The 14,655-nt window shown below is 52.0% G+C and carries 11 protein-coding genes, 2 tRNA genes and 3 other RNA genes; 8 read left to right on the plus strand and 8 right to left on the minus strand.

Annotated features, from left to right (window positions below; all coding sequences use genetic code 11):
• Nucleotides 1-312 precede the first annotated feature (312 nt).
• Genes HU143_RS10680 through narI form a run of 4 tightly spaced genes read left to right on the plus strand, consistent with a single transcriptional unit; the run spans nt 313 to nt 6,972 of the window.
• A complete protein-coding gene (locus HU143_RS10680; protein ID WP_048485653.1) occupies nt 313-4,056 on the plus strand; it encodes a nitrate reductase subunit alpha in 3,744 nt (1,247 codons plus the stop codon).
• Nucleotides 4,053-5,588, plus strand: a complete 1,536-nt coding sequence (gene narH / locus HU143_RS10685; protein WP_051129272.1) for a nitrate reductase subunit beta — start codon at nt 4,053-4,055, stop codon at nt 5,586-5,588. Before HU143_RS10680 ends, narH begins: the two co-directional genes overlap by 4 nt.
• Nucleotides 5,585-6,295 carry a nitrate reductase molybdenum cofactor assembly chaperone gene (narJ, locus tag HU143_RS10690; protein ID WP_000571668.1) on the plus strand — a complete coding sequence of 237 codons (711 nt, stop codon included), beginning with the start codon at nt 5,585-5,587 and terminating at the stop codon, nt 6,293-6,295. Before narH ends, narJ begins: the two co-directional genes overlap by 4 nt.
• A complete protein-coding gene (gene narI, locus HU143_RS10695; protein WP_000545594.1) occupies nt 6,295-6,972 on the plus strand; it encodes a respiratory nitrate reductase subunit gamma in 678 nt (225 codons plus the stop codon). Before narJ ends, narI begins: the two co-directional genes overlap by 1 nt.
• Before the next feature lie 211 nt (nt 6,973-7,183).
• Here the strand turns inward: narI and HU143_RS10700 are convergent.
• The 7 genes from HU143_RS10700 to HU143_RS10730 form a co-directional block, all read right to left on the minus strand.
• A non-coding RNA gene (locus tag HU143_RS10700) (RtT sRNA) lies at nt 7,184-7,314 on the minus strand.
• Between the two features lie 50 nt (nt 7,315-7,364).
• Nucleotides 7,365-7,495: non-coding RNA, RtT sRNA (locus HU143_RS10705), on the minus strand.
• Between the two features lie 43 nt (nt 7,496-7,538).
• Nucleotides 7,539-7,623 (minus strand) — tRNA-Tyr (locus tag HU143_RS10710).
• A 34-nt stretch (nt 7,624-7,657) separates the two neighbouring features.
• A non-coding RNA gene (locus HU143_RS10715) (RtT sRNA) lies at nt 7,658-7,789 on the minus strand.
• Between the two features lie 44 nt (nt 7,790-7,833).
• Nucleotides 7,834-7,918, minus strand: a tRNA-Tyr gene (locus HU143_RS10720).
• A 158-nt stretch (nt 7,919-8,076) separates the two neighbouring features.
• Nucleotides 8,077-8,919, minus strand: coding sequence for a formyltetrahydrofolate deformylase (gene purU / locus HU143_RS10725; RefSeq protein ID WP_001191159.1), 843 nt, complete (start codon nt 8,917-8,919; stop codon nt 8,077-8,079).
• 50 nt (nt 8,920-8,969) lie between these two features.
• Nucleotides 8,970-9,428 carry a YchJ family protein gene (locus tag HU143_RS10730; RefSeq protein WP_001540172.1) on the minus strand — a complete coding sequence of 153 codons (459 nt, stop codon included), beginning with the start codon at nt 9,426-9,428 and terminating at the stop codon, nt 8,970-8,972.
• A gap of 110 nt (nt 9,429-9,538) precedes the next feature.
• On the opposite strand from HU143_RS10730, the gene rssA reads away from it, so the two are divergent.
• The 3 genes from rssA to galU all read left to right on the plus strand — a co-directional run bounded on the left by rssA (nt 9,539) and on the right by galU (nt 12,659).
• Nucleotides 9,539-10,444 (plus strand): patatin-like phospholipase RssA, encoded by a 906-nt coding sequence (gene rssA, locus HU143_RS10735; RefSeq protein ID WP_001230575.1) that lies wholly within the window; start codon nt 9,539-9,541, stop codon nt 10,442-10,444.
• A 90-nt stretch (nt 10,445-10,534) separates the two neighbouring features.
• A complete protein-coding gene (rssB, locus tag HU143_RS10740) occupies nt 10,535-11,548 on the plus strand; it encodes a two-component system response regulator RssB (protein ID WP_000193432.1) in 1,014 nt (337 codons plus the stop codon).
• Between the two features lie 202 nt (nt 11,549-11,750).
• Nucleotides 11,751-12,659 carry a UTP--glucose-1-phosphate uridylyltransferase GalU gene (gene galU / locus HU143_RS10745; protein WP_000729450.1) on the plus strand — a complete coding sequence of 303 codons (909 nt, stop codon included), beginning with the start codon at nt 11,751-11,753 and terminating at the stop codon, nt 12,657-12,659.
• Nucleotides 12,660-12,791: 132 nt separating this feature from the next.
• Here the strand turns inward: galU and hns are convergent, their stop codons facing one another.
• Nucleotides 12,792-13,205, minus strand: coding sequence for a histone-like nucleoid-structuring protein H-NS (hns, locus tag HU143_RS10750; protein ID WP_001287383.1), 414 nt, complete (start codon nt 13,203-13,205; stop codon nt 12,792-12,794).
• A gap of 662 nt (nt 13,206-13,867) precedes the next feature.
• Here hns and tdk point away from each other — a divergent pair.
• Nucleotides 13,868-14,485 (plus strand): thymidine kinase, encoded by a 618-nt coding sequence (gene tdk, locus HU143_RS10755; RefSeq protein WP_000068097.1) that lies wholly within the window; start codon nt 13,868-13,870, stop codon nt 14,483-14,485.
• Nucleotides 14,486-14,655: the final 170 nt, after the last annotated feature.

A 14,655-nucleotide genomic window follows, 5' to 3' on the forward strand; every position in this document is an offset into this window, starting at 1 on the left:
AGAAGAGAGGCGCGACAGGGCTAACCACGCACATTTTTATCGGTCATCCAGGGGGATACCCCTTAATACCTACTTGTTGAAAATTTAACATTCATGTCGTGCCTAAATTTAATTTTATGTAATTAAATCAGTAACATATATAAATAAAACTCCTCCTCCAAAAGGAGTATGCAGGAGGTTTGCGCGCCATTTGCATCCCTGTCCGCCTTGATCGTTATCAATTCTCACGCCCATTCAGCGCGTTACCTTCGCCCTTAGTTAAGCAATGTCGATTTATCAGAGAGCCGTAAGGTTCCACACAGGAGAAACCCGATGAGTAAATTCCTGGACCGGTTTCGCTACTTCAAGCAGAAGGGCGAAACCTTTGCCGATGGGCACGGCCAGCTTCTCGAAACAAACCGGGACTGGGAGGACGGATACCGCCAACGTTGGCAGCATGACAAAATTGTGCGATCAACCCATGGGGTGAACTGCACCGGTTCTTGTAGCTGGAAAATTTATGTCAAAAATGGTCTGGTGACCTGGGAAACACAGCAAACCGATTACCCGCGCACCCGTCCTGATATGCCAAACCATGAACCTCGCGGCTGCCCGCGCGGGGCAAGTTACTCCTGGTATCTCTACAGCGCTAACCGACTGAAATATCCGCTAATGCGCAAACGTCTGATGAAGATGTGGCGCGAGGCGAAAAAACTGCATCGCGATCCGGTAGAGGCATGGGCCTCCATCATTGAAGATGCCGATAAAGCCAAAAGCTTCAAACAGGCGCGTGGTCGTGGCGGCTTTGTTCGCTCCTCATGGCAGGAAGTGAACGAGCTGATCGCCGCTTCCAACGTGTACACCGTGAAAACCTATGGCCCTGACCGCGTCGCGGGCTTCTCACCCATCCCGGCGATGTCGATGGTTTCCTACGCTTCCGGCGCACGTTATCTTTCGCTGATTGGCGGTACCTGCCTGAGCTTCTACGACTGGTACTGCGACCTGCCGCCAGCCTCCCCGCAAACCTGGGGCGAGCAGACCGACGTGCCGGAATCCGCTGACTGGTACAACTCCAGCTATATTATCGCCTGGGGCTCTAACGTGCCGCAAACCCGTACGCCGGACGCCCACTTCTTTACCGAAGTACGTTACAAAGGCACTAAAACCGTCGCGGTGACGCCGGACTATGCTGAAATCGCCAAACTGTGCGATCTGTGGCTGGCGCCGAAGCAGGGGACCGATGCGGCGATGGCGCTGGCGATGGGCCACGTCATGCTGCGCGAATTCCACCTCGACAACCCGCGCCAGTACTTCACCGATTATGTCCGCCGCTATACCGACATGCCAATGCTGGTGATGCTTGAAGAGCGTGATGGTTATTATGCCGCAGGTCGTATGCTGCGCGCTGCCGATCTCGTTGATTCGCTGGGGCAGGAAAATAACCCGGAATGGAAAACCGTCGCTATCAACAGCAACGGTGAAATGGTGGCGCCAAACGGTTCAATTGGTTTCCGTTGGGGTGAAAAAGGCAAATGGAACCTCGAACAGCGCGACGGGACTACCGGTGCAGAAACTGAATTGCAGCTCAGCTTGCTGGGCAGCCAGGATGAGATTGCTGACGTGGGCTTCCCGTATTTCGGCGGCGAAGGTTCAGAGTACTTTAATCATGTGGCGCTGGATAACGTCCTGCTGCATAAACTGCCGGCAAAACGTCTGCAACTGGCCGATGGTTCTACCGCGCTGGTGACCACCGTTTACGATCTGACCATGGCGAACTATGGTCTGGAACGCGGCCTGAACGATGAAAATTGTGCCGCCAGTTATGACGATACCAAAGCGTATACGCCAGCATGGGCCGAGCAGATCACCGGCGTGCCGCGGGCGCAGATCATCCGTATCGCCCGGGAATTCGCCGATAACGCGGATAAAACGCACGGGCGTTCAATGATTATCGTTGGCGCCGGTCTGAACCACTGGTATCACCTCGATATGAACTATCGCGGGCTAATCAATATGTTGGTGTTCTGTGGTTGCGTTGGTCAGAGCGGCGGCGGTTGGGCGCACTACGTCGGCCAGGAAAAACTGCGTCCGCAGACCGGCTGGCAGCCGCTGGCGTTTGCCCTTGACTGGCAGCGTCCGGCGCGTCACATGAATAGCACCTCTTACTTCTATAACCACTCCAGCCAGTGGCGCTACGAGACGGTGACCGCCGAGGAATTACTGTCGCCGATGGCGGACAAATCCCGCTATAGCGGTCATCTGATTGACTTCAATGTGCGCGCCGAGCGTATGGGATGGTTGCCGTCGGCGCCGCAGTTAGGCACTAACCCGCTGTACATTGCGCGTGAAGCGGAAAAAGCCGGTATGACGCCGGTAGATTATACCGTCAAATCCCTGAAAGACGGTTCGATTCGCTTTGCCGCCGAGCAGCCGGAAAACGGTAAAAACCACCCGCGTAACCTGTTCATCTGGCGTTCAAACCTGCTTGGGTCTTCCGGTAAAGGTCACGAGTATATGCTGAAATATCTGCTGGGTACTGAGCATGGTATTCAGGGGCTGGATCTGGGTAAACAGGGCGGTGTGAAGCCGGAAGAAGTGGAGTGGCGTGACAATGGCCTGGACGGCAAACTGGATCTGGTGGTGACGCTGGACTTCCGCCTGTCGAGCACCTGCCTGTACTCCGATATCGTACTGCCGACCGCCACCTGGTATGAAAAAGACGATATGAATACCTCGGATATGCATCCGTTTATTCATCCGCTGTCTGCCGCCGTAGATCCGGCCTGGGAATCGAAAAGCGACTGGGAAATCTACAAAGGCATTGCGAAGAAATTCTCCGAAGTCTGTGTAGGCCACCTGGGTAAAGAGACTGACGTCGTGACGCTGCCGATCCAGCACGACTCTGCCGCTGAACTGGCACAGCCGCTGGACGTGAAAGACTGGAAAAAAGGCGAATGCGATCTGATCCCAGGGAAAACCGCGCCGCACATCATGACCGTCGAGCGCGATTACCCGGCGACTTACGAACGCTTTACCTCTATCGGCCCGCTGATGGAGAAAATCGGCAACGGCGGGAAAGGGATTGCCTGGAACACACAGAGCGAAATGGACTTGCTGCGTAAGCTTAATTACACCAAAGCGGACGGTCCGGCGAAAGGCCAGCCGATGCTCAACACGGCGATTGACGCGGCAGAGATGATCCTGACGTTAGCGCCGGAAACCAACGGTCAGGTGGCGGTGAAAGCCTGGGCGGCGCTGAGCGAGTTTACCGGTCGCGACCATACGCATCTGGCAACTAATAAAGAAGAAGAGAAAATCCGCTTCCGCGATATTCAGGCCCAGCCGCGCAAAATTATCTCCAGCCCGACCTGGTCTGGTCTGGAAGATGAGCATGTTTCTTATAACGCCGGTTATACCAACGTTCACGAGCTGATCCCGTGGCGTACGCTGTCTGGTCGTCAACAGTTGTATCAGGATCACCAGTGGATGCGCGACTTCGGCGAAAGTCTGCTGGTGTATCGCCCACCGATCGACACCCGCTCGGTGAAAGCGGTGATGGGGCGTAAGTCCAACGGTAATCCGGAGAAGGCGCTCAACTTCCTGACGCCGCACCAGAAATGGGGTATCCACTCGACCTACAGCGATAACCTGTTGATGCTGACTTTGTCGCGTGGCGGCCCGATTGTGTGGATGAGCGAAACCGACGCCAAAGATCTGGGCATTGAAGATAACGACTGGATCGAAGTCTTCAACAGCAACGGCGCATTGACCGCACGCGCAGTGGTCAGCCAGCGTGTACCGGCGGGCATGACCATGATGTACCACGCGCAGGAACGTATCGTAAACCTGCCGGGGTCGGAAATTACCCAGCAGCGCGGCGGTATTCATAACTCGGTGACGCGCATTACGCCGAAACCGACCCATATGATCGGCGGCTATGCGCAGTTAGCCTACGGCTTTAACTACTACGGTACCGTCGGCTCCAACCGCGATGAGTTTGTGGTGGTACGTAAGATGAAGAACATTAACTGGTTGGATGGCGAAGGCAATGACCAGGTACAGGAGAGCGTAAAATGAAAATTCGTTCACAAGTCGGCATGGTGCTGAATCTCGATAAGTGCATCGGCTGTCATACCTGTTCAGTCACCTGTAAAAACGTCTGGACCAGTCGCGAAGGTATGGAATACGCGTGGTTCAACAACGTAGAAAGTAAGCCTGGCGTTGGTTTTCCGAATGACTGGGAAAATCAGGAAAAATGGAAAGGCGGCTGGATCCGCAAAATCAACGGCAAACTACAGCCGCGCATGGGCAACCGGGCGCTGCTGCTGGGTAAAATCTTCGCTAACCCGCATCTGCCGGGCATCGACGACTACTACGAGCCGTTTGATTACGACTACCAGAACCTGCATACCGCGCCGGAAAGCAAACATCAGCCGATCGCGCGTCCGCGCTCGCTGATTACCGGCCAGCGGATGGACAAAATTACCAGCGGGCCAAACTGGGAAGAGATTCTGGGCGGCGAGTTCGAAAAACGCGCCAAAGATCAGAATTTCGAAAACATGCAGAAGGCGATGTACGGCCAGTTCGAAAACACCTTCATGATGTACCTGCCGCGCCTGTGCGAGCACTGTCTCAACCCGGCGTGCGTGGCGACCTGCCCGAGCGGCGCGATTTATAAGCGTGAAGAAGATGGCATCGTGCTGATCGACCAGGACAAGTGCCGCGGCTGGCGGATGTGCATCACCGGTTGCCCGTACAAGAAAATTTACTTCAACTGGAAGAGCGGCAAGTCCGAGAAGTGCATCTTCTGCTACCCGCGTATCGAAGCCGGTCAGCCGACCGTTTGCTCCGAAACCTGTGTTGGCCGTATCCGTTATCTCGGCGTACTGCTGTATGACGCCGATGCCATTGAAAGCGCCGCCAGTACGGAAAACGAAAAAGATCTGTACCAGCGTCAACTGGACGTGTTCCTCGATCCAAACGATCCGGCTGTCATTGAGCAGGCGCTGAAGGACGGCGTGCCGCAGAGCGTGATCGATGCGGCGCAGCAATCGCCAGTGTACAAAATGGCGATGGACTGGAAGCTGGCGCTGCCGCTGCATCCGGAATACCGCACGCTGCCGATGGTCTGGTACGTGCCGCCGCTGTCACCTATTCAGTCTGCCGCCGACGCGGGTGAACTGGGCAGCAACGGTATTCTGCCGGATGTAGACAGTCTGCGTATCCCGGTGCAGTACCTGGCGAACCTGTTGACCGCTGGCGACACTCAGCCGGTACTGTTGGCGCTGAAACGCATGCTGGCGATGCGTCACTACAAACGTGCGGAAACCGTAGACGGTAAAGTGGATACCCGCGCGCTGGAAGCGGTGGGTTTAAGCGAAGCCCAGGCGCAGGAAATGTATCGTTACCTGGCAATTGCTAATTATGAAGATCGCTTTGTGGTGCCGAGCAGCCATCGTGAACTGGCGCGTGACGCATTCCCGGAGAAAAGCGGTTGTGGCTTTACCTTCGGCGATGGTTGCCACGGGTCTGATACCAAATTCAATCTGTTCAACAGCCGCCGCATCGACGCTGTTGATGTGACCAGCAAAACGGAGCCGCACGCATGATTGAACTCGTCATTGTTTCGCGTCTGCTCGAGTACCCGGATGCTGCCCTGTGGCAGCATCAGCAGGAGTTGTTCGATGCGCTCGCGTCATCTGAGAACCTGGATAAAGAGGATGCCCAGACTCTGGGCGTTTTCCTGCGCGATTTAACCGCGCAGGACATGCTGGATGTACAGGCCGCTTATAGCGAACTGTTTGACCGTGGTCGCGCCACATCACTGCTGCTGTTTGAACATGTTCACGGGGAGTCCCGCGATCGCGGTCAGGCGATGGTTGACCTGATGGCACAGTATGAGCAGCACGGTTTGCAGCTCGACAGCCGCGAACTTCCCGATCATCTGCCGCTGTATCTGGAATACCTTGCGCAATTGCCGAAAAGCGAAGCGTTAGGGGGGTTACAGGATATCGCGCCGATTCTGGCGCTGCTCAGCGCACGTTTGCAACAGCGTGACAGCCGTTATGCGGTGCTGTTCGATCTGCTGTTAAAACTGGCGAATACCGTTATCGACAGCGACAAAGTGGCTGAAAAAATTGCGAATGAAGCACGTGATGATACCCCACAGGCGTTGGATGCGGTCTGGGAAGAAGAGCAGGTGAAATTCTTCGCCGATCAGGGGTGTGGCGAGTCGGAAATCTCCGCTCACCAGCGTCGTTTTGCCGGGGCCGTGGCGCCGCAATATCTGAATATCACCACCGGAGGACAGCACTAATGCACTTCCTGAATATGTTCTTCTTTGATATCTACCCGTACATTGCCGGATCGGTATTTCTGATCGGTAGTTGGTTACGTTACGACTACGGCCAGTACACCTGGCGGGCGGCTTCCAGTCAGATGCTGGATCGCAAAGGAATGAACCTGGCGTCAAACCTGTTCCACATTGGGATTCTGGGTATTTTCGCCGGTCACTTCCTGGGCATGTTAACGCCGCACTGGATGTATGAAGCTTTTCTGCCGGTCGACGTGAAGCAGAAGATGGCGATGATTGCCGGCGGCGCCTGCGGCGTGCTGACGCTGGTTGGCGGTATTTTACTGCTCAAGCGTCGTCTGTTTAGCCCACGTGTCCGCGCCACCACTACCGGCGCAGATATTTTGATTCTCTCGCTGCTGGTGATTCAGTGCGCGCTGGGCCTGCTGACCATTCCGTTCTCCGCCCAGCATATGGACGGGAGTGAAATGATGAAGCTGGTCGGGTGGGCGCAGTCAGTTGTGACCTTCCACGGTGGCGCATCCGCACATCTGGATGGTGTAGCCTTTATCTTCCGTATGCACCTGGTACTGGGGATGACGCTGTTCCTGTTGTTCCCATTCTCGCGCCTGGTGCATATCTGGAGCGTGCCGGTCGAGTACCTGACCCGCAAATACCAGATTGTACGTGCGCGTCACTAATCGGTTATCTGTGTAAGATAAGACCCTGCTCCGGCGGGGTTTTTTTATGCCTGTTTGCCGGATGGCGGCGTAACCGCCTTATCCGGCCTACGCAGACGTAAACTCTCTGTAGGCCTGATAAGCGCAGCGCATCAGGCATATTGCGGGCACGTATCGGGGACAGAAGATAGGGCATTACAGTTGGATTGGGTGTTGATGCTTAATGAAGTGATGGTGGTAGGGGAAGGATTACTCAGCGCTGCGCGCTTCGCCCTTCGGGTCGTTGCCTGCGGCAACGCTTTCTCGCTGCGCTCGAATCGAACCTTAGTCGAAGCTTCTCATCCTTCCCCACATGGATAGAATTATGACAAACCGATGTCGAATGAAGGTTAGATGCTTTCTGAAGATCATGATGGTGGTGGGGGAAGGATTACTCAGCGCTGCGCGCTTCGCCCTTCGGGTCGTTGCCTGCGGCAACGCTTTCTCGCTGCGCTCGAATCGAACCTTAGTCGAAGCTTCTCATCCTTCCCGTACGGAGAGATATGAGACACTGTGCTTAACGGGGATAAAATACGCGACGGAAGTGATGGTGGTGGGGGAAGGATTCGAACCTTCGAAGTCGATGACGGCAGATTTACAGTCTGCTCCCTTTGGCCGCTCGGGAACCCCACCAGGGGTAATTCAAATTGTAGGTAAAGCTTGAAGATGGTGGTGGGGGAAGGATTATTTGTCGCTTCGCTCCTCACCCTACGGGCCGTTGCCGTTGGCAACGTTCTCTCGCTTTCGCTCGAGTCGAACCTTAATCGAAGGTTCTCACCCTTCCCCGACAAGTGCAAACTTCTGCATTGCTCATCGAGTTAACTACATCGATGTAGTGAATAATGGTGGTGGGGGAAGGATTCGAACCTTCGAAGTCGATGACGGCAGATTTACAGTCTGCTCCCTTTGGCCGCTCGGGAACCCCACCACGGGGTAATGCTTAATACTGGCCCGCTTCCTTTCGGGAAGCGGGGCGCATCATATCAAATGACACGCCGCTGTAAAGCATTCCTTTGCCTGAAATGAACTGTTTGCGTACTTTTCATCCGTAACGGATTAAAGCTAATCAATTCATATTACTGACGATTAAAGAATAATCGTCCGATTGCCGTAAACAAAGACCCGCTGCGCCAGAACCTGATACAGCGCGCGGCTTAATACGTTTTTCTCAACGTCGCGCCCGGCACGCATCATATCTTCTGCGGTGTAGGTGTGATCGACGTGAATCACGTCCTGCATGATGATTGGACCTTCATCCAGATTATCATTCACATAGTGCGCGGTAGCGCCGATGATTTTCACGCCGCGCTCATAGGCCTGATGATAAGGACGCGCGCCGATAAACGCCGGCAGGAATGAGTGGTGGATATTGATAATTTTGTTCGGGAAGCGCGCCACAAAACCTGGCGTCAAAACACGCATATACTTGGCCAGCACTACATAGTCCGGTTGATGGGTATCAATGGCGTCCGCCATCTTCGTGTCATGCTCTTCACGCGTTAATCCCTCATGGCTGACCAGTTCGAAAGGGATCTCAAAACGTTCAACCAGCGAGCGTAACGTTTCATGGTTGCCAATGACCGCGGCGATTTCAACATCCAGCCCGCCATAGTTGGCTTTCATCAGCAGGTCGCCCAGACAATGCGCCTCTTTAGTAACCAGAATCACTACCCGACGGCGTCCGGCGGGATTGAGTTCACGAACAGAGCCTTCCGGTAAGGCGCTGTCCAGATCGGCCAGAAGAGTGGAATCATTGAAGATGCCTTCCAGTTCGGTCCGCATAAAAAAGCGTCCGGTGCGATGGTCAACAAATTCATTGTTTTGCACAATATTAAGCTCATGCTTATAGCAAATGTTGGTAATCCGCGCGATAAGGCCTTTTTGATCGGGACAAATAGTACGCAGAACTTTACGTTGTAGTGATTGCATTGCCGGAAAAATCCTGTTGAGAGTGTTTGCTGTATCGATACTGTCAGGCGTCACTGGCCGCAGCACTTTTTAAATTTTTTGCCTGAACCGCACGGGCAGGGATCATTTCGACCCAACTGCGGGCGGGTACCGTCAATATAATACCACTGACCGTTTTCTTTGATAAAACGAGAACGTTCGATAATCGCCCCGGTTTTCCCTTGTTCGGAAAAACGCGCGATAAAACTAACATACCCTGTATTTTCTGCTTCTGACCAGGTATGTTCAAAAATAGTCAGGCCGAGCCACCTGGTATTGGCAAATCCGGCGATGATATCATCACGAAACGCGGCCGCATTGCAGGTTGGATGCCAGCTCTTAATTAAGTAATCTGCGTCTTTCATCACAAAAGCGCAGTAACGAGAGCGCATGAGATGTGACGGATCGGGTGCTACTCGTTCTCCGGACACAATACGACCACAACATAGGCTATACTCGTCAGCGCTACCACAGGGACAAGGCTGAGACACAATAATCTCCCTGAATATAAAAAACGGCGTTGAACGCCAGGGTGGCATTATGTTAACTGAGCAGTGGCGATGTTGCTACGTCTTGAAGCCAGGGGAAGTCGTTAAGTACGATGAGAAAAATGAAAATAGGGCTGGCGCTGGGATCTGGCGCAGCGAGAGGATGGTCTCATATTGGGGTCATCAAAGCCCTCAAGCAAACAGGCATTGATATTGATATCGTTGCAGGATGCTCAATAGGTTCACTGGTCGGCGCTGCGTATGCCTGTAATAAATTATCGGCGCTTGAACAGTGGGTATGTTCATTCCGCTACTGGGATGTTTTACGCCTGATGGATGTATCCTGGGGCAGAGGAGGGTTGCTTCGCGGCGAACGCGTATTTAATCACTATCGGGATATTATGCCCGTCACGGATTTTGACCACTGTTCAAGACGTTTTGGCGCGGTCGCGACGAATCTTAGCACTGGACGAGAGCTATGGTTTACTGAAGGCGATCTACACCTTGCTGTACGCGCGTCGTGCAGTATGCCAGGGCTGATGTCTCCGGTTGAACATAACGGTTACTGGCTGGTAGATGGTGCAGTCGTTAATCCGGTACCTGTTTCGTTAACCAGGGCGCTGGGGGCTGATATCGTTATTGCGGTAGACCTGCAACATGATGCCCACCTCATGCAGCAAGATTTGCTCTCTGTAAATGTCGGGAATATCAATGAAGAGAGCGATGATGCGCTGCCCTGGCATAAGCGTTTAAAAGAACGTTTCAGTAGCCTGACTTCACGCCGTGGCGTGAGTTCGCCTGGGGCAATGGAAATCATGACAACCTCCATTCAGGTGTTGGAAAATCGTCTTAAACGTAACCGTATGGCTGGCGATCCGCCTGATATTCTCATTCAACCATTCTGTCCGCAAATCTCTACGCTGGATTTTCATCGCGCCCATGCCGCTATTGCGGCGGGTCAGTTAGCCGTAGAGAAAAAGATGGACGAACTTATACCCTTGGTGCGTACCGACGTTTAATGTACCTTTTACGATCACTTAAGCAAATTCTGACAGGCGCAAGCGGCAATACCATGCCACTATTGATTAAAGCCAGTCAGGGGAGAGAACATGACGCAGCCATTGGTCGGAAAACAGATTCTTATTGTTGAAGACGAGCCTGTATTTCGCTCGCTTCTGGATTCGTGGTTTTCCTCTTTGGGAGCGACAACGGCATTGGCAGGCGACGGGGTGGATGCCCTGGAGTTGATGGGGCGTTTTACCCCTGATCTCATGATATGTGATATCGCGATGCCGAGAATGAACGGTCTCAAACTGGTAGAAAACTTACGTAATCGCGGAGACCAGACGCCTATTCTGGTTATTTCCGCAACAGAAAATATGGCGGATATCGCCAAAGCGTTACGCCTTGGGGTTGAAGATGTCTTGCTGAAGCCGGTAAAAGATCTCAACCGCTTGCGGGAAACCGTATTCGCTTGCTTATACCCTAATATGTTTAACTCGCGGGTTGAAGAAGAAGAACGCCTGTTTCGTGACTGGGATGCAATGGTGAGTAATCCGACCGCCGCAGCGCAATTGTTGCAGGAATTGCAGCCCCCGGTACAGCAGGTGATTTCTCATTGCCGCATTAATTACCGGCAGCTCGTCTCCGCCGATCAGCCTGGACTGGTGCTGGATATTGCGCCGCTATCTGATAACGAACTGGCATTTTATTGCCTGGATGTCACCCGGGCGGGCGATAACGGCGTGTTAGCCGCATTGTTGCTGCGAGCGCTATTTAACGGCTTATTGCAGGATCAGCTAGGCCAACAAAAGCACCGTTTACCGGAGTTAGGCGCGCTATTAAAACAGGTAAATCATCTGCTCAGGCAAGCCAATTTACCTGGGCAATTCCCGCTATTTGTCGGCTACTATCACAGTGAGCTCAAAAATTTGATTCTCGTCTCCGCCGGATTGAACGCCACCTTAAATACGGGCGCTCATCAGGTTCAAATTAGCAGCGGCGTGCCGCTAGGAACATTGGGTAACGCCTACCTTAACCAATTAAGCCAGCGTTGCGACTCGTGGCAGTGTCAAATATGGGGCGCAGGAGGGCGTCTGCGATTGATGTTGTCTGCGGAATGACCAAACGGAAGAGTGAGCGGAAATTGCTTTACCGGCCTTTCCCGACGAGTGTTACTATCTGCGGCAGATTTATAAGTATTTGTCTTAATTATACCAATATAAGTCCTTTTTGGACCTGAGGCTTGTTCTGGTACTGATATACTGGAACACGATACAGATTAATGAACACGTTCAATACATGAACAGTCCAGGAGAATTTTAAATGGCTGCCCTTAATTCGAAAGTCAAAAAAGCCGTTATCCCGGTCGCGGGATTGGGAACCAGGATGTTGCCAGCGACCAAAGCTATCCCGAAAGAGATGCTGCCGCTGGTTGATAAGCCATTAATTCAGTATGTCGTGAACGAATGTATCGCTGCTGGCATTACTGAAATCGTGCTTGTTACGCACTCGTCTAAAAACTCTATTGAAAACCACTTTGATACCAGTTTTGAGCTGGAAGCGATGCTGGAAAAACGCGTTAAGCGTCAGCTTCTGGAGGAGGTTCAGTCTATTTGCCCTCCGCATGTCACTATTATGCAGGTACGTCAAGGGCTGGCAAAAGGCCTGGGCCATGCCGTATTGTGCGCGCATCCCGTTGTCGGAAACGAACCTGTCGCTGTTATTCTGCCAGACGTTATTCTTGACGAATATGAGTCCGACCTGTCTCAGGATAATCTGGCTGAAATGATCCGCCGTTTCGATGAAACCGGCAATAGCCAGATTATGGTTGAGCCAGTAGAAGATGTGACTGCATACGGCGTGGTAGATTGCAAAGGCGTTGAGCTGGCGCCGGGCGAAAGTGTGCCGATGGTTGGCGTGGTTGAAAAACCAAAAGCGGATGTCGCGCCGTCTAACCTTGCGATTGTCGGACGTTATGTGTTGAGCGCGGATATCTGGGCGTTGCTGGCGAAAACCCCTCCGGGTGCCGGGGATGAAATTCAGTTGACCGATGCTATCGATATGCTGATCGAAAAAGAAACGGTTGAAGCCTACCACATGAAGGGCAAAAGCCATGACTGTGGTAATAAGTTAGGATATATGCAGGCATTCGTTGAATATGGCATCCGTCATAATTCGCTGGGTGCTGAATTTAAAGCCTGGCTTGAAGAAGAAATGGGTATTAAGAAGTAACGATACGTTATAAATTTTTTAACAGAAGCGCTGGTAAATCCGGCGCTTTTTTTTATGCCTGGGTTCGTCAGCGGAGAACTCAGGCAAAAAAAATCCCGCCAGCGGCGGGATTTTAAGCATCCAGGAAGTAAATTATTCCTTGATCAGGAAATCTTCCAGTTGCTTACCTTGTTCTTCCATTGCTTTTTTGATTACAGCCGGTGTACGACCCTGGCCAGTCCAGGTTTTAGTTTCACCGTTTTCGTCAACATAGCTATATTTAGCCGGACGAGCTGCGCGTTTAGCTTTAGTACCGGATTTAGCGGCAGCCATGCTATTCAGCAGTTCATTCGGGTCAATGCCGTCGGCAATTAACATTTCACGGTACTGTTGCAGCTTACGAGTGCGTTCTTCCACTTCAGCAGCAGCAGCGCTTTCTTCTTCACGACGCTCATTAACGACAACTTCTAATTTTTCCAGCATTTCTTCAAGCGTTTCCAGAGTACATTCTCTTGCCTGCGCACGAAGAGTACGGATGTTGTTCAGAATTTTAAGTGCTTCGCTCATTGTAGTAATCTCAAACTTATATTGGGGTGGTTTGTTGAGCTAATAATAGAGCGATAAATTCAGTTGTGCAATAGCCAGGAATGTAAGGAATTCAAAATTACGCTTTATTAAGCACACGTTTTAATTATCTCAACTTAAATTTTCCTTGAGGCGCCGCACAAAAAAGAGCTTATTGGCAGGGGGGATACTCACCGTCTGTCGCTAAAAATTTAGGAGTCAGGTCACATTTTATCATGATGAAATACGATCTCATTGCAGAGATATCAATCTCTTGTATTAGATTTCCTTACAAGAAAACCCTATTACTTTGCACCGGGTATGAGTAACGGTAACAATAAGTACAAGGTTTTCATATTGGCGGGTGATGATAAGCATTGTTGATGAATTTTAACGGCATAATTTGTGAAGGAATGTGTATATACCCTTCATACTTCAAGTTGCTTATGTGTTGGCTACGCTCGCGCACCCCAGCCACATAGTTATCTATGCTCCTGGGGACTCACTCCCTTGCCGCCTTTAAGCAACGCGAATTATTTTGGGTATAGTGAGCGATGTTTGTACAATTCTTAATACTCACCGGAGCGCGAGCCGCGCCGTCGCGTCGGTAAATTATGGTACAATCCCGCCAATCTTTATTTCACTCAGGTGAGGTCCTGCGACCAATGGCACAGCTATATTTCTACTATTCGGCAATGAATGCGGGTAAGTCGACTGCACTGCTGCAATCTTCATACAATTATCAGGAACGCGGGATGCGTACCGTCGTATATACGGCGGAAATCGACGATCGTTTCGGCGCAGGCAAAGTCAGCTCTCGTATCGGTTTGTCGTCGCCGGCAAAATTGTTTAACCAAAATACATCCTTGTTCGAAGAGATTCGTGCCGAGAGCGCGCGGCAGACAATACATTGCGTGTTAGTCGACGAAAGCCAGTTTTTGACTCGCCAGCAGGTTTATCAATTATCCGAGGTTGTCGACAAATTAGATATTCCAGTACTTTGCTATGGGCTACGAACAGACTTTCGTGGGGAGCTCTTTGTCGGCAGCCAATACTTGCTGGCATGGTCAGATAAGCTGGTGGAATTAAAAACTATCTGTTTCTGCGGTCGTAAAGCCAGTATGGTTCTGCGCCTTGATCAGGACGGCAGGCCTTATAACGAAGGCGAACAGGTGGTTATTGGCGGGAATGAACGCTACGTTTCAGTTTGCCGTAAGCATTATAAGGACGCGCTGGAGGAGGGCTCACTGACGGCGATTCAGGAGCGTCATCGGCACATATGATACCTGAGGTAAAGATCGACTTATAAAACGCCCTGTAGCGCTTTGGAGGTCATTATTCAGGCCTCCTGACGAAGGGCGTGCCGTGAGCACGTAGGCCAGATGATCAGCATAGCGCCTTCAGGCATCAGATAAACAGGTAAAACAAAAAAACGGCCTCAATTGAGGCCGTT

This window comes from Salmonella sp. SJTUF14076 (genome assembly GCF_015534835.1).
Taxonomy (GTDB): Bacteria; Pseudomonadota; Gammaproteobacteria; order Enterobacterales; family Enterobacteriaceae; genus Salmonella; species Salmonella enterica.

Excerpts from the sequence above, each read along its gene's own strand:
- narH (WP_051129272.1), top strand. The coding sequence starts at position 4,053 with ATGAAAATTCGTTCACAAGTCGGCATGGTGCTGAATCTCGATAAGTGC.
- tdk (WP_000068097.1), top strand. The coding sequence starts at position 13,868 with ATGGCACAGCTATATTTCTACTATTCGGCAATGAATGCGGGTAAGTCG.
- rssB (WP_000193432.1), top strand. The coding sequence starts at position 10,535 with ATGACGCAGCCATTGGTCGGAAAACAGATTCTTATTGTTGAAGACGAG.
- purU (WP_001191159.1), bottom strand. The coding sequence starts at position 8,919 with ATGCAATCACTACAACGTAAAGTTCTGCGTACTATTTGTCCCGATCAA.
- narJ (WP_000571668.1), top strand. The coding sequence starts at position 5,585 with ATGATTGAACTCGTCATTGTTTCGCGTCTGCTCGAGTACCCGGATGCT.
- hns (WP_001287383.1), bottom strand. The coding sequence starts at position 13,205 with ATGAGCGAAGCACTTAAAATTCTGAACAACATCCGTACTCTTCGTGCG.
- narI (WP_000545594.1), top strand. The coding sequence starts at position 6,295 with ATGCACTTCCTGAATATGTTCTTCTTTGATATCTACCCGTACATTGCC.
- rssA (WP_001230575.1), top strand. The coding sequence starts at position 9,539 with ATGAGAAAAATGAAAATAGGGCTGGCGCTGGGATCTGGCGCAGCGAGA.
- galU (WP_000729450.1), top strand. The coding sequence starts at position 11,751 with ATGGCTGCCCTTAATTCGAAAGTCAAAAAAGCCGTTATCCCGGTCGCG.
- HU143_RS10680 (WP_048485653.1), top strand. The coding sequence starts at position 313 with ATGAGTAAATTCCTGGACCGGTTTCGCTACTTCAAGCAGAAGGGCGAA.